The sequence below is a fragment of the Comamonas sp. FG99 genome, assembly GCF_057808605.1.
In genome coordinates, this window is the sequence record NZ_JBMDII010000002.1 from 170,775 (window position 1) to 190,944 (window position 20,170).

At 67.0% G+C, this 20,170-nt stretch carries 22 protein-coding genes and 1 tRNA gene; 7 read left to right on the plus strand and 16 right to left on the minus strand.

Annotation, left to right across the window (positions count from 1 at the left end; translation table 11 throughout):
- Nucleotides 1-42: 42 nt before the first annotated feature.
- Nucleotides 43-408 (plus strand): hypothetical protein, encoded by a 366-nt coding sequence (locus ACODRX_RS02230; protein ID WP_488869405.1) that lies wholly within the window; start codon nt 43-45, stop codon nt 406-408.
- A 47-nt stretch (nt 409-455) separates the two neighbouring features.
- Here the strand turns inward: ACODRX_RS02230 and ACODRX_RS02235 are convergent, their stop codons facing one another.
- Entirely contained in the window at nt 456-1,358 is a 903-nt protein-coding gene (locus ACODRX_RS02235; RefSeq protein ID WP_488869406.1) for an NAD(P)H-dependent oxidoreductase, read from the minus strand.
- On the opposite strand from ACODRX_RS02235, the gene ACODRX_RS02240 reads away from it, so the two are divergent.
- The gene (locus ACODRX_RS02240) at nt 1,348-2,250 is read left to right on the plus strand and encodes a LysR family transcriptional regulator (protein ID WP_488869407.1); all 903 of its coding nucleotides are present in this window, start codon (nt 1,348-1,350) and stop codon (nt 2,248-2,250) included. The two genes, ACODRX_RS02235 and ACODRX_RS02240, sit on opposite strands and share 11 nt — an antisense overlap.
- 68 nt (nt 2,251-2,318) lie before the next feature.
- On the opposite strand, the gene ACODRX_RS02245 is transcribed toward ACODRX_RS02240, so the two are convergent.
- Entirely contained in the window at nt 2,319-3,476 is a 1,158-nt protein-coding gene (locus ACODRX_RS02245; RefSeq protein WP_488869506.1) for an FAD-dependent oxidoreductase, read from the minus strand.
- A 207-nt stretch (nt 3,477-3,683) separates the two neighbouring features.
- On the opposite strand from ACODRX_RS02245, the gene ACODRX_RS02250 reads away from it, so the two are divergent.
- Nucleotides 3,684-3,938, plus strand: a complete 255-nt coding sequence (locus tag ACODRX_RS02250) for a site-specific integrase (RefSeq protein ID WP_488869408.1) — start codon at nt 3,684-3,686, stop codon at nt 3,936-3,938.
- Nucleotides 3,939-4,009: 71 nt separating this feature from the next.
- On the opposite strand, the gene ACODRX_RS02255 is transcribed toward ACODRX_RS02250, so the two are convergent.
- The 10 genes from ACODRX_RS02255 to ACODRX_RS02300 form a co-directional block, all read right to left on the minus strand.
- Nucleotides 4,010-4,086 (minus strand) — tRNA-Pro (locus ACODRX_RS02255).
- A 56-nt stretch (nt 4,087-4,142) separates the two neighbouring features.
- Nucleotides 4,143-4,643, minus strand: coding sequence for a disulfide bond formation protein B (locus ACODRX_RS02260; RefSeq protein ID WP_488869409.1), 501 nt, complete (start codon nt 4,641-4,643; stop codon nt 4,143-4,145).
- 54 nt (nt 4,644-4,697) lie between these two features.
- The gene (locus tag ACODRX_RS02265; protein WP_488869410.1) at nt 4,698-5,822 is read right to left on the minus strand and encodes a sulfate/molybdate ABC transporter ATP-binding protein; all 1,125 of its coding nucleotides are present in this window, start codon (nt 5,820-5,822) and stop codon (nt 4,698-4,700) included.
- A gap of 124 nt (nt 5,823-5,946) precedes the next feature.
- Entirely contained in the window at nt 5,947-6,837 is an 891-nt protein-coding gene (cysW, locus tag ACODRX_RS02270; protein ID WP_488869411.1) for a sulfate ABC transporter permease subunit CysW, read from the minus strand.
- A 2-nt stretch (nt 6,838-6,839) separates the two neighbouring features.
- Entirely contained in the window at nt 6,840-7,715 is an 876-nt protein-coding gene (cysT, locus tag ACODRX_RS02275; RefSeq protein ID WP_488869412.1) for a sulfate ABC transporter permease subunit CysT, read from the minus strand.
- 117 nt (nt 7,716-7,832) lie between these two features.
- The gene (locus ACODRX_RS02280; protein WP_488869413.1) at nt 7,833-8,837 is read right to left on the minus strand and encodes a sulfate ABC transporter substrate-binding protein; all 1,005 of its coding nucleotides are present in this window, start codon (nt 8,835-8,837) and stop codon (nt 7,833-7,835) included.
- A gap of 109 nt (nt 8,838-8,946) precedes the next feature.
- Nucleotides 8,947-10,713 carry a GDYXXLXY domain-containing protein gene (locus ACODRX_RS02285; protein WP_488869414.1) on the minus strand — a complete coding sequence of 589 codons (1,767 nt, stop codon included), beginning with the start codon at nt 10,711-10,713 and terminating at the stop codon, nt 8,947-8,949.
- Nucleotides 10,710-11,705: a DUF2157 domain-containing protein gene (locus ACODRX_RS02290; protein WP_488869415.1), complete on the minus strand. Its 996-nt coding sequence runs from the start codon at nt 11,703-11,705 to the stop codon at nt 10,710-10,712. The genes ACODRX_RS02285 and ACODRX_RS02290 overlap by 4 nt, the downstream gene beginning before the upstream one ends.
- Nucleotides 11,706-11,819: 114 nt before the next feature.
- The gene (locus tag ACODRX_RS02295) at nt 11,820-12,458 is read right to left on the minus strand and encodes a trimeric intracellular cation channel family protein (protein WP_488869416.1); all 639 of its coding nucleotides are present in this window, start codon (nt 12,456-12,458) and stop codon (nt 11,820-11,822) included.
- Nucleotides 12,451-13,374 (minus strand): LysR substrate-binding domain-containing protein, encoded by a 924-nt coding sequence (locus tag ACODRX_RS02300; protein ID WP_488869417.1) that lies wholly within the window; start codon nt 13,372-13,374, stop codon nt 12,451-12,453. The genes ACODRX_RS02295 and ACODRX_RS02300 overlap by 8 nt, the downstream gene beginning before the upstream one ends.
- Nucleotides 13,375-13,523: 149 nt before the next feature.
- Here ACODRX_RS02300 and ACODRX_RS02305 point away from each other — a divergent pair, with 149 nt between their 5' ends.
- Nucleotides 13,524-14,168 (plus strand): FMN-dependent NADH-azoreductase, encoded by a 645-nt coding sequence (locus tag ACODRX_RS02305; protein WP_488869418.1) that lies wholly within the window; start codon nt 13,524-13,526, stop codon nt 14,166-14,168.
- Nucleotides 14,169-14,538: 370 nt separating this feature from the next.
- On the plus strand, nt 14,539-15,255 hold the full coding sequence (locus tag ACODRX_RS02310) for a Crp/Fnr family transcriptional regulator (protein WP_488869419.1): 717 nt from the start codon (nt 14,539-14,541) through the stop codon (nt 15,253-15,255).
- A 91-nt stretch (nt 15,256-15,346) separates the two neighbouring features.
- On the opposite strand, the gene rnhA is transcribed toward ACODRX_RS02310, so the two are convergent.
- Nucleotides 15,347-15,799, minus strand: a complete 453-nt coding sequence (gene rnhA, locus ACODRX_RS02315; protein ID WP_488869420.1) for a ribonuclease HI — start codon at nt 15,797-15,799, stop codon at nt 15,347-15,349.
- Nucleotides 15,800-15,854: 55 nt separating this feature from the next.
- On the minus strand, nt 15,855-16,706 hold the full coding sequence (locus tag ACODRX_RS02320; RefSeq protein WP_488869421.1) for a class I SAM-dependent methyltransferase: 852 nt from the start codon (nt 16,704-16,706) through the stop codon (nt 15,855-15,857).
- On the opposite strand from ACODRX_RS02320, the gene gloB reads away from it, so the two are divergent.
- Entirely contained in the window at nt 16,705-17,478 is a 774-nt protein-coding gene (gene gloB / locus ACODRX_RS02325; RefSeq protein ID WP_488869422.1) for a hydroxyacylglutathione hydrolase, read from the plus strand. The genes ACODRX_RS02320 and gloB overlap by 2 nt on opposite strands.
- Entirely contained in the window at nt 17,478-19,130 is a 1,653-nt protein-coding gene (locus ACODRX_RS02330; RefSeq protein ID WP_488869423.1) for a transglycosylase SLT domain-containing protein, read from the plus strand. Before gloB ends, ACODRX_RS02330 begins: the two co-directional genes overlap by 1 nt.
- 76 nt (nt 19,131-19,206) lie before the next feature.
- Here ACODRX_RS02330 and recR read toward each other — a convergent pair whose 3' ends face one another.
- Together recR and ACODRX_RS02340 are read right to left on the minus strand one after the other, a co-directional pair.
- Entirely contained in the window at nt 19,207-19,797 is a 591-nt protein-coding gene (recR, locus tag ACODRX_RS02335) for a recombination mediator RecR (RefSeq protein WP_488869424.1), read from the minus strand.
- 29 nt (nt 19,798-19,826) lie between these two features.
- A complete protein-coding gene (locus ACODRX_RS02340; RefSeq protein WP_488869425.1) occupies nt 19,827-20,159 on the minus strand; it encodes a YbaB/EbfC family nucleoid-associated protein in 333 nt (110 codons plus the stop codon).
- Nucleotides 20,160-20,170: the final 11 nt, after the last annotated feature.

Below are 20,170 nucleotides of genomic sequence, written 5' to 3' on the forward strand. Positions count from 1 at the left end.
AAACAGTATAAACTGTATATACCGTTTTAACTCCTCAGCACCATGTCCGCATCCAGCAAGACTGCAATTTCCCAAGCCACCGCTCCCGCCCCAACCAAGGAAGCCAAACCCAAGAAGCCCAAGCTGGTGCGCGACAGCTTCACCTGCCCCAAGGAAGAATACGCCGCCATCGATACACTCAAGCTGCGCGCCGCTCAGCAAGGGCATATCGTGAAGAAGAGCGAGCTGCTGCGAGCCGGGCTCAAGCTGCTGGCGGGTCTTGACGATGCGCAGTTGCAGGCTGCGGTACAGGCCGTACCCTCGATCAAGACCGGGCGACCGGCCAAAACAGAGGAGCCCCCCGCCGTCCAATCCGAAGCCACCGCACCAGCCCCGGCAAAGGCCAAGAAGAAGCCGGGCAAATCCTGAGAACTCTCAACTTGTGATGCCGAAGAGTGGCTTGGCCCGGCGCGAGATCAGCAACTCCCGGCAATGTGCACCGTCAACCCCGTCCGGCCCGGCGCAACATGCTCGGCCAGCACATGGCGGTCCGGATAGTCCCCGCCGTTTTGCGTGCGAAAGGCGATGGGCTCATCTTCAAACAACCGCTCCACCCGGGCCCGCCACGCTGCGGCCGCCTCGGCCATTCGTTGGGCATCAATGGACGTAGCGCCATAGACCGCGAAGGTGGGCAGCACCTGCATGCCGGGAAAGAACAAAGTGCCGTGCGTGATGGGAAAAAGCAGTTGCTCCAGCGGCCCATTGATGCCGCGCGGCGAATAGTCGATCGCCGGGCCGCCAACGGCGACGGCCAGCAAGGCGCGCTTTCCGGCAAAGCCGCCTTCACCGTAGCGATAGGCGTTGCCAGCCCCTTGGTAGCCGTAGGCAAGCCCGCAGGCCCATACGCGATCCACCCAGCCCTTCATGATGGCCGGCATGCTGTACCACCATAGGGGGAACAGCAGGATCACGGCGTCGGCAGCCAGGATCTTGCGCTGCTCCTGCTCGACATCCGGCGTCTGGCAAGCATGGGTGAAGGCATGCCCCGACTCCTCGCTGAAAGACAGGCGCTGCCGATTGGAGCGGCAGGGGAAATCCTGATCATCGAACACCGCCTTCCATCCCATGCCGTACAGATCGGACTGCATGACCTCGTGGCCCTGGGCTTGCAGCAGCCCGCAAGCGGCTTCGGCAAGTTGGCATGTCACGGATGTCCGTTCGGGATGGGCGTGAACGAGAAGTACTTTCTTCGGGCTGGCTGATTGCATGGCTTGGCTTTCTCCGGACACCGGCATTGAGATGGTTGGCAGTCTGGACAGCTTCAAGGCATTTGTGAAATCGAATCTCTTTTCCTCTACCATCCATTGAATGGATGGCAAGAAGCTGGACCTCAATCTCCTCGTCACGCTGGAAACCCTCTTGGTGGAGCAGAACGTGACACGCGCGGCCGAGCGCCTGCACCTGAGCCAGCCGGCGGTCAGCACGCAATTGAGCCGCCTGCGCGAACTCTTCGACGACCCTTTGCTGATACCGGTGCAGCGCGGCATGGCGCCCACGGCCAAGGCGCTGGAGCTGCTCGATCCGCTGCGCCTCGCGCTGGACCAGGTGCGCGCCACGCTGGCCGAGCACCGGCACTTTGACCCCGCACAGGCCAGCCTCAGCGTTGCCATCGCCTGCACCGACTACCTGCAGGCGGCGCTGGTTCAGCCGCTGGCCGTGGCGCTGCGAACACGGTCGCCCGGCGTGCGGCTTGCCCTGCGCCATCTCGATCCTTCCCGGCTGGAGGCGCAAATGGCAAACGGCGAAGTGGATCTGGCGCTGATGACGCCCGAGCATGGCCCGGCAAGCCTGCGCAGCCGGCATCTGTTCGATGAGCGCTATGTGCTGATCGGCAGGCAACGGCACCCCGGGCTGAGGCGTGGGCTGACCGTGGAGCTGTTCGCGCAGCTGGACCACGTCGTCGTCTCGCTGCGCGGCGGTGATTTCACCACCCCGGTGGACGACGGCCTGGCGGCATTGGGCTGCCGCCGCAACGTGGCGCTTTCCGCGGCCTCGTTTCTGGTCGTCCCCGAGATCGTCGCGCGCTCGAACTTTGTCGCCCTCGTTCCGGAACGGCTGGTGCGCAATGGCCGCCAGGCGCTCAAGATCGCCGAATGTCCGTTCCCTGTGCCCGGCTTCGCCGTCAGCATGCTGTGGCACGAGCGCAACCATGGCCACAGTGGACAGCACTGGTTGCGCGAGCTGGTCCTGGAGCTGGCACGCGGGCTGTAGCCAGCAGGCGCCTGCGCAGCCTGGCAATCCAAAGGGAAACTGCATGCCGGATTGGCGCGCACAGGCTTCTAATGCGCGGAGAACAGTTCGACCACGCTGCGCGGCGCATCGCCGCCGAAGAAAAGCCGATGGTTTTGCGCCGCCTGGCCGGCGCTGGCGGCGCTGCGCGGGAAGAGCGCCTGCTCATACGCGGCAAGCGCCGCCTCGATGTCGCCAGGATGGTCGCGCAGCGCCAGACCCAGTTCGGCGCCATCCAGGATGGCGAGGTTGGCGCCCTCGCCCGCAAATGGCGACATCAGGTGCGCCGCATCGCCCACCAGGGTGATGCCGGGAACGCGGTCCCAGCGGTGGCCGGCCGGCAAGGCATGGATGGGCCGCACGATGGGCGGCGTGTCGCTATCGGTGACCAGGGCCAGAAGCGGCGGGGCCCAACCCTCGAATTCACGGGCCAGGCGGCGCAATGCGGCCGCTGGCTGGCTGAAATCGATGGCCTCGATCCACATTGGCGGCCTGTTCAGTGCGACATAGGTATGCAGCGCGCCGTTCGCATGGCGGTGGGCCAGGATGCCCTGGCCTGGCTCGACGGCCATCAGCGTGCCGCCGCCGATCATTTCGGCGCTGGCCGGGTACCGCGTATCGCCATCCAAAAGATGGGATTCGATGAAGGTCGTCCCGGCATATGCCGGCTGCGCGGCCGACAGCAGCGAACGAATCCTCGACCAGGCACCATCTGCACCGACCAGCAGGTCCGCGGCTATCGTCGAGCCGTCGGCGAAAACCAGTTGGAGCTGCCCCTTGGCAAGGCGGCTCGCTTGTACGAGCTTGCAGCCCCACCGGATGGCATTGGCAGGCAAGGCGTCTATCAGCAGCCGGCGCAGCGCGCCCCGGTCTACTTCCGGCCTGGCCATGCTGCCCGAGCCGGGCTTGTCGAGCAGGATATTGCCATGCCGGTCGACCACGCGCTTGGCGTCCTCGCCCGGGAGCGAGAGGGCGAGAAACTCGTCATGCAGATGCGCGGCCTTCAGCCCGATCTGGCCGGTGTATTCGTGGATGTCCAGCAAGCCGCCCTGCGCGCGGGCATCGGGTGAAGCTTCGGCTTCGTAGATCGCCGCGGGCATGCCGTTGACGTGAAGAACACGCGCAAGCGCCAGGCCGCCCAGCCCGGCGCCGACGATGGCGATACGGGGATGTGCGCGAGCAAATGAGGAGTCGAGGCATGTATTCATGGCAGCGTTCCAATGGCTGCAAGCACTCGCGCGAATATGCAAAAGCTTGCAGAAAGGCCGACAGATGTCGGGGAAACGCTGGCCGACCCCGCTGGCGATGCGGGTTGGCGTGTATTCGGCTGTCTGGTGCCGATGGCACAGGCAACCGTTTTTCGCGGTCTTCGGAATCCGAGTATCGCACGGGTTTCGGTTATTGAACCAGGGCCCTTGACCACCACCTACCGCATCAGCGCGGCTGCCAACCCGGGCTACTCAGGCATACAGTCTGCGTGGCAGCGCGGCTTGAAGCGGGCCGGCATGAAAGACACACAATTTCGAGAATTGCGAGCCAAGGCGCTCACGGACCTGGACGAAACGCATGGAATTCAGGCAGCACAACGGCTCGGTGGACACACGACGCAGTCCCAAACTGCGGACTATGTGCGCCACAAAAAAGCCATCAAGGCACGGGCGGCGCGATAGCGCCGTTAGAAAAGCTGATTTCCGTTAGAAAAAGGGCTTAGCACCTTTCGATGCTAAGCCCTTGATTTTAATGGTCGGAGCGGCGGGATTCGAACTCGCGACCCTCTGCTCCCAAAGCAGATGCGCTACCAGGCTGCGCTACGCTCCGACAAGCTAAGAATTATAGCCTGAGTTTTTGCGCTTTCCGGGCAAGCTCGCGCATCTTCATGCGCGGCGGCCCTTGGCGAGCAACAGCAGCAGTACCAGGATGAAGCCCGCAAAGCAGACGAACGACCAGTTGGCGATGGAGCCGCCCAGGAAGGTCCAGTCCACCGCCGCGCAGTCGCCCGAGCCCTTGAAGATCATCGGCACGGCGCGGCTGAGCGGGTAGGATTCGATCATGCCGTAGAAGTCGCGGCCGCAGGTGGCGAACTCGGGCGGGTACCATTGCAGCCAGCTCTGGCGGGCGGCCACGAAGGCGCCGAAGCCGGCCATCAGCAAGGCCAGCAAACCAAAGCTCTTCCACCAACCGGCCGAGCCGCGCAGGCTGCCCAGCAGGGCCAGCACGCCCACGCCGATCAGCGCGTAGCGCTGCACGATGCACATGGGGCACGGCTCCAGCCCCACGTGGTATTGCAGGTACAGGCCAAAGCCGAGCATGGCCGCGCAGGCCGCGAAGATCAGCGCCAGCGTGCGGCGCGGCGCGGCGGTCAAACAATGGGTCAAGCAGTTCAAATCTCTATCCTTTGCCGCGGCAACATCAGCGGCCCAGGGCGCATATTAAATGTTGGCGGCGTAGTCCAAGAACACGCGGGCCTGGCGCGGCGTGACCACCAGCGTTTCGCCCTCCGACAGCCCCATGCTCTTGAATTGCTGGGCGGGGATCTGCGCCTCGATCAGCTTTTCTTGGCCGGTGCCGCTAGCTTGGTTGCCGCCGCCGGCAATAAGTTCCAGCCGCGCGATCGGGCCGACGACGATGGCCCGGTCCAGCCGCGCGATGATGCCGCGCTGGCGGCCGTCGGGGCCTTTTTCCTGGCCGGGCACATAGCGCTCCACATCCAGCTCGTGCGGGCGCACATAGGCCAGCGCATTGGCCTCGCCGGCATGCGCGAGTTCGGGCGAGTCGATCTGCGCCCCGCCCTCCACCGTGGTCTGGCCGTCGCTGGCGCGGCCGTGGAACAGGTTGACGTCGCCCAGGAAGCCGTAGACGAAGGGACTGGCCGGATGGTCCCAGACTTCTTGCGGCGTGCCGCTTTGCTCGATCTGGCCCTTGTTGATGACGACCACGCGGTCGGCCACCTCCAGCGCCTCTTCCTGGTCGTGGGTAACGAAGATGCTGGTCACATGCAGTTCGTCGTGCAAGCGGCGCAGCCAGCGGCGCAGTTCCTTGCGCACCTTGGCGTCGAGCGCGCCAAACGGTTCGTCCAGCAGCAGCACCTTGGGCTCGACCGCCAGCGCGCGGGCCAGCGCGATGCGCTGGCGTTGGCCGCCCGAGAGCTGCGAGGGATAGCGGTCGGCGATCCAGTCGAGCTGCACGAGTTTGAGCAGGCTCATCACCTTCTCCTTGATCTGCGCTTCGCTGGGGCGCTCCTTGCGCGGCTTGACGCGCAGGCCGAAGGCCACGTTCTCGAACACCGTCATGTGGCGAAACAGCGCATAGTGCTGGAAGACGAAGCCCACGTTGCGCTCGCGCACATGCACGTCGGTGGTGTCTTCACCGGAGAAGTGGATGGAGCCGCTGTCGGGCGTCTCCAGGCCGGCAATGATGCGCAGCAGCGTGGTCTTGCCGCAGCCCGAGGGGCCGAGCAGCGCGATCAGCTCGCCCGATTCGATGTTGAGGTTGACGTCGTTCAACGCCTTGAAGGAGCCAAACGACTTGGTGATGTTCTGGATGGCAATGCTCATGGAGCCAGCTTTCGTTGCTGCGAGGTATTCGCTAAAACCATAGCTGCAAGCGCTTGATAGGCAATGTTTTCAGATACAAATGTATCTGAAAACCTTTGCAGAAAAGCGCTGGCAGCTCCTATTTTCATGCGGGCTGCGGCGCGCTGTCGTCGCGCGGGCGCTCGGGCGGCAGGCTGGCCGCTTCCTGGCGTTCGCGCTCCACGCGCCATTCGGCCACCGATTTCAGCACCAGGGTGACCAGTGCCAGCAGGGCCAGCAGCGAGGCCACGGCAAAGGCCGCCGACGATTGGTAGTCGTTGTAGAGGATCTCCACATGCAGCGGGATGGTGTTGGTCTGGCCGCGGATGTGGCCCGAGACCACCGATACCGCGCCAAACTCGCCCATGGCCCGCGCATTGCACAGGATCACGCCATACAGCAGGCCCCACTTGATATTGGGCAGCGTCACCTTGCAAAAGGTCTGCCAGCCGCTGGCACCCAGCACGATGGCCGCCTGCTCTTCGTCGCTGCCCTGCGCCTGCATCAGCGGTATCAGCTCGCGGGCGATGAAGGGGAAGGTCACGAACACGGTGGCCAGCACGATGCCGGGCACCGCGAACACGATCTTCAGGTTGTGCGCATCCAGCCACGGTCCGAGCCAGCCGTTGGCGCCGAACAGCAGCACATAGGTCAGGCCGGCGACCACCGGCGACACCGAGAACGGCAGGTCGACCAGCGTGGTCAAAAACGCCTTGCCCGGGAACTCGAACTTGGCGATGGCCCAGGCCGCGGCCACGCCGAACACCAGGTTCAGCGGCACCGCGATGGCGGCGGTAAGCAGCGTGAGCTTGATCGCGGCCCAGGCGTCGGGCTCGGCCAGCGCGGCGGCGAACACGCCCCAGCCCTTGCGCAGCGCCTCGGTGAAGACGGCCGCCAGCGGCAGCACCAGAAACAGCCCCATGAAGGCCAGCGCAAGCGCGATCAGCAGCCAGCGCACCCAGCCCGGCTCGGTGGTGGTGGGATGTTTTGCAGACATGCTCAAACCCCTGCGCGCTTGCGCTGCCAGCTCTGCAGCCCGTTAATCACCAGCAGCAGCACGAACGAGATCAGCAGCATCACCAGCGCCACGGCGGTGGCGCCGGCGTAGTCGTGCAGCTCCAGCTTGCCCATGATGATGAAGGGCGTGATCTCCGACACCATGGGGATGTTGCCGGCGATGAAGATCACCGAGCCGTACTCGCCGATGGCGCGGGCGAAGGCCATGGCAAAGCCGGTCATCAGCGCCGGCATGATGGCCGGCAGGATCACCCTGCTGAAGGTCTGCCAGCGCGTGGCGCCCAGGCTGCCTGCGGCCTCTTCCAGCTCTTTCTCGAAATCCTCCAGCACCGGCTGCACCGTGCGTACCACGAATGGCAGACCGATGAAGATCAGCGCGATCACGATGCCGGCGCGGTTGAAGGCCAGCGAGATGCCCAGCGGCGCCAGCAGCTGGCCGATCCAGCCATTGTCGGCCAGCAAGGCGGTGAGCGAGATGCCGGCCACCGCGGTGGGCAGCGCGAACGGCAGGTCCACCAGCGCGTCCACGATCTTCTTGCCGAAGAATTCGTAGCGCACCAGCACCCAGGCGATCAGCAGGCCGAACACCAGGTTGACCAGCGCCGCGATGAACGAGGCGCCGAAGGTGAGCTGGTAGGACGCCACCGCGCGCGGCGCCGAGATCGCTTCCCAGAATTGCGGCCAGCTCAGCGTGGCCGACTTGAAGATGAGCGTGGCCAGCGGCAGCAGCACGATGATGCTGAGATAGAAGATGGTGTAGCCCAGCGTCAGGCCGAAGCCCGGCAGCACGCGCTTGGCACCGCCGCGGCGCGCGGGCGCGGCGCCCGCCGGTGCCGCGGCAAGGGATGCAGCAGACATGGAGAAATCCGGAAAGGAAGCCAAGCCCTGTGCATTAGGCGCGCAAGCCGGGGCACATGCAGTGCCCGCCGGCTTGCCGCCAAACGCTCAACGCCCGACGTTGCAAAGAGCGCAAGATTATTTCTTGGCTTCGGTGTAGAGCTTGTCGAACTGGCCGCCGTCGTTGAAATGCAGCTTCTGCGCCTCGCTCAGCGAGCCGAAGTACTTGGCCACGGTGAACTGCTTGAGCGGCTTGAACACATCGGCATGCTTTTTCAGCACGGCTTCCGAGCGCGGGCGAATGGCGTGCTTGGCGGCGATCTCCTGGCCCTCGTCGGAATACAGGTAGTCCAGATAGGCCTTGGCCAGCTCGGCCGTGCCCTTCTTGGCCACGGTGCGCTCCACCACCGCCACCGGGTTCTCGGCGGTGATGCTCACCGACGGGTAGACCGCATCCACCTTGCCCTTGCCGAATTCACGGTCGATGGACACCACCTCGGACTCGAAGGTGATCAGCACATCGCCGATATTGCGCTGCAGGAAGGTGGCGGTGGCATCGCGGCCACCCTTGGCCAGCACCGGCACGTTCTTGTACAGCTTGCTGATGTAGGCCTGGGCATCGGCGTCGGAGCCGCCCTTCTCGCGCACCGCGCCCCAGGCGGCCAGGTAGGCGTAGCGGCCGTTGCCGCCGAGCTTGGGGTTGACCACGATCACCTGCACGCCGGGCTTGGTCAGGTCGTCCCAGTCCTTGATGCCCTTGGGATTGCCGTTGCGCACCAGGAACAGCATGGTCGAGGTGGTGGGCGAGGCGTCGTTGGGGAATTTCTTGGCCCAGTCCTTGGCCACCACGCCCTGGTTCGCCAGAAACTCCACATCGGTGGTGGTGTTGAAGGTAACCACATCGGCGGCCAGGCCCTCGGCCACCGCGCGCGCCTGGGCGCTGGAGCCGCCATGCGACTGGTCGACCTTGATGTCCTTGCCGGTAGTCTTCTTGTAGTGGTCGATGAAGGCGGTGTTGTAGTCCTTGTAGAACTCGCGCGCCACGTCGTACGACACATTGAGCAGCTGGTTCTGCGCCCAGGCCGAACCGCCTGCCACCATGGCTGCCGCCACCACCAACGAACGGAGAGACCAAGCCTTCATTGTTTTGTTACCTCTTCAAACTAAGATGTCTGGCATTGTGGCGCCTAGGCTATAAAACTCATAAGAATAAATTCTTTTTTATTAATTCGATATTCCCATATGGCGATCCTCAGCGGCTTGGCACAGCGGCCTCGGCTGCAGGCTCGGGCTGGGCCGAGGCGGCCTCGCCGCCCGCATCCAGCGGCGGCCTGGCATACGCGGCAATCGCCTCGCCCTGGGCATCCGCCAGGCCCACCAGCAAGGCGCGCCCGTCTGGCAGCACCCGGAAGTCGCCAAAGCGGGCCAGCTCAAAGCGCCGCCCCTGCCCTTCGGCAAAGAAGTAGGCATCGGTCACCAACACCCAGTCGCCCTTGAGCTGCTTGAGCGGCAGCAGGATCTCGCGCTCGCCCAGCGCCTCGCCGGGCCGGGCCAGGCGCAGCAGCTCGGCCGCGCCCTGCTCGTTCAGCCCCGCCACCACCGTGGCACGCTTGGCCAGCTGGTAGGCGCTGGAGTCTTCGAGTGCCTGGCGTATGTGCTGCGGGATCGAGAAGCGCAGCTGCATGTAGTCGCCCTGCATCAGCGAACGCGGGTCGCGCGGCGCCAGCGGCACCAGGATGCGCTGGCCCTGGGCGATCACCGTCTCCTTGCGCCAGACGTCGGCGTTCGCCAGCGCCAGCGCGATCACCCCGCCCAGCACCAGCCACGCAGCCCCGTGGCGGCCATTGCCGGCGGCTGGCGCCATTGCCTGACTTGCCCCACTTGCTCCATCCACCCCGCCCTCACCGCGCCGGCGCAATACCAGCAGGCCCAGCACCAGCGCCGCGCCCAGCAGTGCCAATCCCAGGCCCTTGGCGGCCAGCGGCCAGGCCAGGCTGTAGTAGAAGCTCGACAACAGCCACAAGGCCGCCAGGCCACAGGCCGCCAGCAAGCGCCAGCGCGCAGTGGCCGCGGCCAGCGCCGCCACCAGCGCCACCGCCGCCACCTCGGGGCTGAACCAGGCCGCCAGCGCCAGCGCCGCGCAGACCAGTGCCAGCGGGCCCCGCCAGTGGCCGGCCCCGGCCGCCACCGGCTGCGCCGACCAGCGCCGCGCCAGCGCCCAGCCGCCGGCCAGCACCAGCGGCACGCCCAGCCCGCGCGCCAGCACCTGCCAGGCCGCGGGCATGCCCGGATTGCTGCCCTGCCCGATCCAGCGCAGCGACAGCTCGGCAAACGAGCCGAACCACGCGGCGAACACCAGCAGGCCCACCGCCAAGCCATCGGCCAATGCCGCGCAGCGCGGTGCCAGCGGCCGCCCCAGCCAGCGCGCCTCGTGCCAGCACCACCAGGCCCAGGCCGCGGCCAGCGCCATCAGCAACAATACCGTCGGCAGGCTTCCATCCGGCAGGCCGGCCGCCTTGAGGCCCTCCACCAGCGCTGCAATCAACGCCGGCGCCAGCGCCAGCCCCATGAGCCGGCACACCCATAGCGCCGGGATCAGCAAGGCGCCGCCCAGCAAGGCGGCACTCAGGAACCCGTAGCCAGCCACCACCATGGCCGCGGAGCCATCGGCATCATCCAGCCAGCGAAACATCACCAGCGCCAGGCCCAGCCCCCACAGCTCCAGCCCCAGGCAGGTGGCGAAGATATGGCGCGTGCTGCGCAGCCACCACAGCGCCGCCGCCATGGCCAGGCCCCCGGCGACATAGCCCGCGGCCGACTCCACCAGCGCCCTGCCAGGCCCCAGGACAATAAAGGCCAGCAGCGGCAGGCTGCAAAACAGCACCCCCACCAGTACCAGCACCGCCAGCAGCGGCGATGGTTCGTCGAGGCTCACCCGCTGCCCGCCAGCCGGCAGCCAGCCCCGCTCCTGCGCCCGCGCCAGCCATGGCGCCGCAGCCTGTGTGCTCGGCTCCCTCATGCCAACCCTTTGCGCTGCTGCCGCAGCAGCCAGCTCGCGCTGCCGCCCAGGCAGGCCAGCCCCAGCAAGCCCAGCAGCAGGAACGAGCCCATCTCGAAATGCCTGCCGAACAGCATGCGCGCCGCCCATGCCAGCACCAGCACATTGGCCGCCAGCAGCGCCAAGGCCAGGGTGGGCAGGTCGCGCCAGCGGCCATGCAGGCTCAGCCACAGCACGCCGGCCACCAGCGCCGCGGCCATCGGCCAGCTCCACGCAAAGCCTTGGTCGTTGAGTATTTCCGCAACCGCCAGCCCCGACCAGGCGGCCAGCGCCACGGCCACCGCCAGCCGGTGCGACCAGCGGCCCAGCGGCCATCCATCGGTCTCTTTCAGGTGCAGTCGCAGCCACGGCAGGCTGGCCACCGCGCTGGGCACCGCCGCCAGCGCCAGCCAGGCCAGCATGGTCAGCGCCACCACGCCCGGCTGCCTGGAGCCGTCCATGAACCAGTGCAGCAGCCCGGTGGGCCCGGTCCACAGCAGCAGCGCCAGCGCGGCGATCGCGACCCACAGCGTCCACAGCAGGTCGCTGCGCTGCACCAGGGTCCACAGCAGCGCCAGCGCCGCCCAGGCGGCGAACAGCTGCCAGGCGTCGGCGCCGGTCTGGTAGGTCTGGCCGATGAAGGCCAGCAACCCGCCCAGCACCAGCGTTGCGCACAGCAGCGCCGCGCTGCGCGCACGCGGCAGCACACAGGCCACGGCCAGCGCGGCCAGCAGCGCCGCCTCGATCAGCCCGAGCTTGAAGCCGCGCGACTGCTCCTGCCAGTTGGCCGCGATCCAGAAGATCAGGCCCGCGCCCAGCAGCAGCGCCGCCACCAGCAGCAGGCCGCGCCGCAGCAGCAGCGCCAGCCGCTCGCCCGTTGGCGGTTCGGTGGCCCAGGCGTACAGCTGCGCGCGCCATGACGGGGCCGCGTCTGCCGCGATCCGCTGCGCCGCCTGGTAGAGCTGGGTATTCATGCTTGCTGCCCTCCGTTTGAATTAAATCCGATGTTAGCTCTTGATAGCAAAGCGCTACCAGCTATTATTTTCATATCACCTGCCGACCGAGCCCAGTCGGGTGAGCTGTTCCATTCAATCCACGCGCCAGTGCGGAATCTGCCAGCCGCGCCACAGCGCCAGCGAGCGCAGCCCCGCGGTCACCAGCACGCAGGCCAGCAGCGGCACCGTCTCGGGCAGCACCCACTGGCGCAGGCCCACGTCCATCCAGCCGCCGATGAAGGCGCAGACCGCATAGGGCTGGTGATCGCGGAACGCCTGGGGGATCTCGCCGCACACCAGGTCGCGCAGCACGCCGCCGAACACGCCGGTGATCACCCCCATCATCACGCAGATCAGCGCCGGCATGGCCGCATCGGCCGCGATGTCGACCCCCACCGCGGCGAACAGGCCCAGGCCCAGCATGTCGGGCCAGAGCATGGCGCGCTCGGTGGGCCGGAAATGGCGCTGGCGCATGAACAGCACCGCCAGCACCGACAGGCCCATGATGCCCCAGACGAACTCCACATGCCGCACCCAGAAGAATGGGCGCTGGTCCAGCAGCAGGTCGCGCAGCGTGCCGCCGCCAAACGCCGCCAGGAAGGCCACCACGCACACGCCCACCACGTCCAGCCGCTTGTTCGCCGCCTTGATGATGCCCGACAGCGCGAAGGCCAGCGTGGCCGCCACTTCGAGCAGCTGGCGCGCGGTGTCGAGCACGGAGGCGCTAGTCATCGCCGGGCACCGGCCATTGGTCGGGTATGGTCTCGCCCAGGTAGTCCAGGAAGGCCCGCAGCGCCGGCGACATGTTGCGCCGCGAGGCAAAGGCCGCATGGAATATGGCGCGCGGCAGACCCCAGTCCTTGAGCACATGCATGAGGCGGCCGTCCTGCAGCTCCTCGCGCACCATGAAGTCGGGCAGCCAGCAGGTGCCGATGCCGCCGAGCGCGGCGTACTTGAGCGCGGTCAGGTCGTCGGCCACGTAGCGCGGCTGCAGCGAGACCGACTCGTCCTCGCCGCCCGGCCCGTACAGGTGCAGCACGCTGCGCCCGTCCGCGCTGAACAGCGATGCCGACGGCATGGCCTCCAGATCCTTGGGCACGCGGGGCGTGCCATGCACGGCCAGCAAGTCGGGGCTGGCCACGAGCAGCAGCCGCGTCACGCCGAAACGCTTGATCACCAGGCTGCCGCTGTCATCCATCGACACCCGCGCGCGCAGGGCCACGTCAATGCCCTCCTCCACCACATTTACCAGGCGGTTGCTCACCAGCAGCTCGATGCGCACCTTGGGATAGCGGCTCAGAAACCCCGGCATGAGCTTGCCCACCAGCCCCTGCGCCACCGATACCGAGCACGACACCTTCAGCGTGCCGGCGGGCTCGCGCTGCGTCTGCTCGATGGCGGCCTGCGCCGACTGCGCCGATTCGCGCACCGACTGGCAGTAGCGCAAATAGGTCTCGCCCGCGTCGGTCAGCGACAGGCGGCGCGTGGTGCGCTGCAGCAGGCGCACGCCCAGCCGGGCCTCCAGCTCGGAGATGCGCCGCGACAGGCGCGACTTGGGAATGCCCAGCGCCCGCCCGGCGGCGGCAAAACCGCCGCGCTCCACCACCTCGGCGAAGAACACCATGTCGTTCAGATCCTGCGTGTACATACCGTTCCGTCCATACCTTGCCTTTTATCGTTCTATCTTTTGAACAATGTATTGCACTATTGCTGGCTACCCAGCCTATCGTTGCAGCCGCACAATTTGACCCATGCCATCGACGATGGCTTTACATCTACCGATAGGAAAACCTAGCCATGAAACTGCTGCACATCGACTCCTCCATTCTCGGCGGCAACTCCGCATCCCGCCAGCTCACCGCCCAGGCCGTGCAGGCCTGGACGGCAGTCCACCCCAATACGCAGGTGGATTACCTGGACCTGGCCGCCGATACCCCGCCGCACCTGTCGGCCCAGGCCCTGGGCTTTCGCACCGGGCAGGAGGCCGCCACCGAAGAGGAGCGCCGCCAGAACGCCATCTCCGAGCGCCTGGTGAGCCAGTTCCTGGCCGCAGACGTGATTGTCGTCGGCTCGCCCTTCTACAACTTCGGCATCAACACCCAGCTGCGCGCCTGGATCGACCGCATTCTGCAGCCCGGCCGCACCTTCCGCTACACCGCCAACGGCCCCGAAGGCCTGGCCGGCGGCAAGAAGGTGATCGTGGTGGCCACCCGCGGCGGCGTGTACTCCACCTCGGAAGCCGGCCGCTCCATGGAGCACCAGGAAGGCTACCTGAAGACCGCGCTCGGCTTTGCCGGCGTGACCGACGTGCAGTTCGTGCGCGCCGAGGGCCTGGCCATGGGCGAAGAGCCGCGCGCGGCCGGCATCGCCCAGGCTCAGCAGGACATCGCCCGCATCGTGGCGGCAGCGCCGAAAGCCGCCGCGCAAAAGGCCACCGCCTGATTCATCGCCCCTTCGCCTCACGCACCAAGCCGGCTCCCTGGAGCCGGCTTTTTTGCATGTGCATGATCCATTCCTTCGCGCTGCGGGGCCTATGGCGGCAGACCAACACCGCCTTTGCAATTGCATAAGCCGGCCTTCGCAAAACCTGCAATCGGGCTGCCACGTTGCCTCAAAAAACATAGCAAGCCATTCAATTGCCGCCAGCGGCAGCCTTGCCAAACATTGCAGGCCTGCCAGCCGCGCCAGGCAGGGCCCGCCAGCGCCGCGGACTTCATGCAACCGAGCACGTTGTTTGCAAATGCATTAAATTCGGGCCCAACGCGTCGCAAAAGCGACAAGCAAGCCCAAAAAAGTCACCGAGACGACACCCATGGACGACCCCATTCTCACCCCCGAAGAGCGCGAGGCGATCAACAGCGGCATCTGGTTCAGCACCTTGTCGCCCACGCTGCGCCACGACATCCTGCGCTGCGCCTATGTCAAGCGCTACCGCGACGGCGCGCAGATGTTCACCCGCGGCGATGCCCCTGAGGAATGGCTGGCGGTGGCCAGGGGCTCGGCCCGCGTCAGCTCCGCATCGCTGACCGGCAAGCAGATCACGCTGGCCTATGTGGAGCCCGGCGTGTGGTTCGGCGATGTCGGCCTGTTCGACGGTGACCCGCGCACCCACGATGTCTATGCCCACGGCGAAACCACGCTGGTGTGCGTGGCCAAGGCGGATTTCGAGCGCATCCTGAACACGCATGTGGAGTTCTACCAGGCCATGTCGCGCCTGCATGCCCGGCGCATCCGCAACCTCTACGGCATGGTGGAAGACCTGAACACGCTGCCGCTGCGCGCGCGCCTGGCCAAGCAGCTGCTGCACCTGGCGCGCAGCTACGGCCTGCCGGCGCTGGAAGGCGGCGAAACCCGCATCGGCCTGCAGCTGGCGCAGGAAGAGCTGGCCCAGCTGCTGGGCGCGTCGCGCCAGCGGGTCAACCAGGAGCTCAAATCGATGGAGCGCGAGTCGTCGATCCGCATCGAGCCCGCCGGGCTGGTGGTGCGCAACCCCGACGCGCTCAAGCGCATGGCCAGCGCCGAGTGCTGAAAAGCATAGCAGCTAGCGCCTTATACACAAGGGATTAAAGGCAAAAGGCATTGCAATCCCCCGTGCTGCAAGCGGCAGCAGCTATTGTTTTTTACAACCTGTTTTCCAGCGCCAGCCTCACGCCCTGGTTCGCCAGCGCATCGGCACGCTCATTGCCGGCGTTGCCGGCATGCCCCTTGACCCAATGCCAGGCAATGCGGTGGCCGCCGCGGTGCACCAGCTCGTCGAGCCGCTGCCACAGCTCGACGTTCTTGACCGGCTCCTTCGAGGCGGTCTTCCAGCCCTTGGCCTTCCAGCCGTGGATCCACTCGGTGATGCCCTTGCGCACATACTGGCTGTCGAGGTACAGCGTCACGTCGCAGGGGCGCTTCAGGGCGGCCAGCGCCTCGATCACGGCCAGCAGCTCCATGCGGTTGTTGGTGGTGTTCAGCTCGCCGCCGAACAATTCCTTTTCCACATTGCCGGCCGCGAGCAAGGCTCCCCAGCCACCCGGGCCAGGATTGCCCTTGCAGGCGCCATCGGTGTAGATCACTACTTGGTTCAAAAATCAGCTCCTCGTCGGAACGCATCCGCGCTCCCAGGGGCGTAACTATATATGCCTAGGCATGCCCGGGCGAAGGCGCGCGGGTCGCCGGCGCCGGCCGGGTGACCGCGGCCGCCTTGCGGCCCTGCCAGGACACGGTGAGCCGGTGCGCCCCGGCCACCCGCTTCACCGCCTCGACGAAATAGGCACCGCCCAGCATCGGCCAGCCGCCAGCGCCGATACGGTCGAGCCAGCCGCAGCGCTCCAGCCAGGGCTGCGACTGCAGCGCGGGGCGGTAGCAGCCGAAGCTGGCCGCCTCCAGCTCCAGATCCAGCAGCTTGAGCCAGTCGCGCAGCCGGCCGTAGCCAATCAGCTGCCCATCCGGCGGCAGCCCCGCCACCGGCCGCGCCCAGCGCCGCCCGCCGGCCCAGCTGCGCAGCCCCCACAGGCTCGCGGGATTGATGCCGCTGATCAGCACCCGGCCCTGCGGCACCAGCACGCGCGCCACCTCGCGCAGCACCGCATGGGGGTCGTCGCTCCACTCCAGGCTGTGCGGCAGCAGCACCAGGTCGAGGCTGTTCTCGGCGAAGGGCAGCGCCTGGGGGCAGCACAGCAGCGCCGCCTGCAGCGGCAGCGGATGGGTCTCGTGCAGGCCCTCGGCCATCGGTAAACCCTTTGCAAAAGTTTGCAAGCTGACGTCATCGCGAAGCTGCTCCAGCAGGCCCTGCTCCTGCTTGTGCAGCGCCAGCCAGCGCTGCGGCATACGGTTGCAGCGCAGGCCCTGCAGAGGGAAACAGCCCAGCTGCAGGCTGTGGAAACCGAAGACATCGGCCACCGCATCGTCGTAGCAGGTCTGCTCCCAGGCCAGCAGGTAGCGGCCCAGGGGCTGATTCCACCAATGGTCAATGCCTATAATTTGCTCGCTCATGAAACTGCTACCCCTGCCTGCGTTTTCCGACAACTACATCTGGCTGCTGCACGACGGCAGACAGGCATTGGTGGTCGACCCGGGCGATGCGCAGCCGGTGCTGGACGCTCTGGCTGCGCAAGGGTTGACCCTGAGCCGCATTGTAGTAACCCACCACCATGGCGATCATGTCGGCGGCGTGGCCCGGCTGCATGCGGCCACCGGCGCGCCGGTCTGGGGCCCGGCCCGCGAGGCCATCCCCGGGCCCTACCAGCCGCTGCAAGGCGGCGAGGTGGTGCAGGCGCTGGGGCTGGGCTGGCGGGTCATGGACGTGCCCGGCCACACGGCGGGCCATATCGCCTACTTCTGCCCCGACGTTGAGGGCCAGCCCCTGCTGTTTTGCGGCGACACCTTGTTCTCCGCCGGCTGCGGCCGGCTGTTCGAAGGCACGCCGGCGCAGATGCACGCCTCGCTCGCCGCGCTGGCGGCGCTGCCTGCGGCCACCCGGGTGTGCGCAGCCCATGAGTACACGCTCTCCAACCTGGCATTCGCCCGGGCGGTGGAGCCTGGCAACCGCGACATCGCCGACTATGCCGCGCATTGCCGGCAACTGCGCGAGCAGGGCCAGCCCACGCTGCCGTCCTCCATCGCGCAGGAGCACGCGATCAACCCCTTCCTGCGCTGTGCCGTGCCCGCCGTGGCACAGGCCGCCAGCCACTACGACCCGCAGACCCAGGCCGAGGACCCCGTGTCCGTGCTGGCCGCGCTGCGCCGCTGGAAAAACGAGTTCTGATGAAATTCATGCACCACTGGGGCCTGTCGGCCCTCTCCGCCCTCTTGCTGCTGACCGGCTGCGCCACCACCGGCGACCAGGCCGACAAGAGCGCCGCCGCATCGTCCGACAGCACCACCGCCTCCGGCCATACGCCCAGCTACCCGGTGGGCCCGCTGCGCCCGATCGACCCCACCCGCATCCAGCAGCCCGGCGTCGCCAACCTGGCCGTGCCCGAAGACATCTGGGACCGCATCCGCCGCGGCTTCGCGATACCCGACCTGGACTCCAGCCTGGTCTCCAGCCAGGAGCAGTGGTACAGCAGCCGGCCGGACTACATCCTGCGCATGACCGAGCGCTCGCGCAAATACATGTTCCACATCGTCGAGGAACTGGAGCGGCGCAACATGCCCACCGAGCTGGCGCTGCTGCCCTTCATCGAGAGCGCCTACAACCCGCAGGCGGTCTCCAGCGCCAAGGCCGCGGGCATGTGGCAGTTCATGCCGGCCACCGGCACCTATTTCGACCTGAAGCAGAACATGTTTCGCGACGACCGCCGCGACGTGCTCGCCTCGACCCGCGCCGCGCTCGACTACCTGCAAAAGCTCTACAACCTGTTCGGCGACTGGCAGCTCGCGCTGGCCGCCTACAACTGGGGCGAAGGCAGCGTGGGCCGGGCGCTGGAGAAGAACCGCCGCGCCGGCCTCGGGCTGACCTACCCCGAGCTGCAGATGCCCGACGAGACCCGCAACTACGTGCCCAAGCTGCAGGCGGTCAAGAACATCATCGCCCACCCCGAGCGCTTCCAGGCCGAGCTGCCGACCATCGAGAACCACCCCTACTTCCAGGCGGTGCCCATCGACCGCGACATCGATGTGGCCCTGGTCGCCCAGCTGGCCGGCATCAGCCTGGACGAGCTCAAGTCGCTCAACCCCTCGTTCAACAAGCCGGTGATCCTGGCCTCGGGCACGCCCCAGGTGCTGCTGCCCTGGGACAACGCCAACGTCTTCAAGCGCAACCTGCAGGCGCATGAAAAAGGCCAGTACGCCAGCTGGACGGTCTGGACCGCGCCCAGCACCATGACGGTGGCCGCCGCCGCCGGCATGATCGGCATGACCGAGAACGACCTGCGCAGCGTCAACAACATTCCCCCACGGATGGCCATCAAGGCCGGCTCGGCGCTGATGGTGCCACGCTCGGCCGCGACGCAGCAGGACGTCTCCAGCCATGTGGCAGACAATGCCCGCATTGCGCTGACGCCCGAAATCGTGAACCGCCGCATCACGGTGCGCGCGCGCAAGCACGACACGGTCGCCAAGATCGCGCACCGCTACCGCATGAGCGCGGCCCAGGTGGCCGACTGGAACGATGTGGGCACCAAGGCCAGCTTCAGGCCCGGCCACCAGGTGGTGCTGTACGTGCCGGTCAAGCTCGGCGCCCCCGCGCCCCGGCTCGTCGCCCAGGAAGATGCCCCCGAGCCGGCGCAGCGTGCGAGCACCGCGCGCCGCACGGCCAAAGGCAAGCAGCATGCTGCGCCGCGCGCCAGCGCCAAGGCTCCGGCCCGCGGCAACGCCAAGGCAAAGGCCACGGCCAAGGCCAGCCCCAAGCCCGCGGCAGCCAGCAAGACCGCCGCGGCCAAATCCCGGCCCGCGCAGAAAACCGCGAAGCGCTGAGCTGCCTTGTCGCGGCTATCGGGCGGCCACGCGCACGCGGTGGCCGCGCCGGTGGACGATAACGGAAACGGCGCGCTCAGCGCCGATCGGCAAGCGCATGCGCGATAGTACCCAGATCGACATATTCGAGCTCGCTGCCGATGGGCACGCCACGCGCCAGGCGCGTGACCTGCAGCCCGCGGCGCGTCAGCGCCTCGCCGATGACGTGGGCGGTAGCCTCGCCCTCGGCGGTGAAATTCGTGGCCAGGATCACCTCGCGCACCACGCCGTCGCTGGCGCGCGCGAGCAATTGCTCGACACCGATGTCGCGCGGCCCCACGCCGTCAAGCGGCGACAGCCGCCCCATCAGCACGTAGTACAGGCCCTTGTAGGCGCCGGTGCGCTCCAGCGCCGCCTGGTCGGCCGGCGTCTCCACCACGCACAGGCGCGCGGCATCGCGGCCGGCATCAAGGCAGGTGTCGCAGACCGGATGTTCGGTAAAGGTATGGCAGCGCTCGCAGTGGCGCACGCGCGCCGCGGCCTCGTGCAGCGCCCGCGAAAGCAGCTCGGCGCCTTCGCGGTCGCTTTGCAGCAGATGGAAAGCCATGCGCGAGGCGGACTTTACGCCCACCCCCGGCAGGCGCCGCAGCGCCTGCACCAGCGCATCCATGGCATTGCTGTCAGACATGGCGCCCGCAAACCCGTGGCTGGCAGCCCTCAGAACGGGAACTTCATGCCGCCGGGCAGGCCTGGCATGCCGGCGGTGATCTTGCCCATCTTCTCCTGCGAGGTCTCCTCGGCCTTGCGCACCGCGGCATTGAAGGCCGCGGCTACCAGGTCTTCAAGCATGTCCTTGTCCTCGGCCAGCAGGCTGGGGTCGATGGTGACGCGCTTGACATCGTGCTTGCAGGTCATGGTCACCTTGACCAGGCCCGCACCGGATTCGCCTTCGACCTCGATGTTGCCCAGCTCGTCCTGCGCTTTCTTGAGGTTGTCCTGCATGGCCTGGGCCTGCTTCATCAAACCGGCGAGTTGTCCTTTGTTGAACATGGAGAGATCCT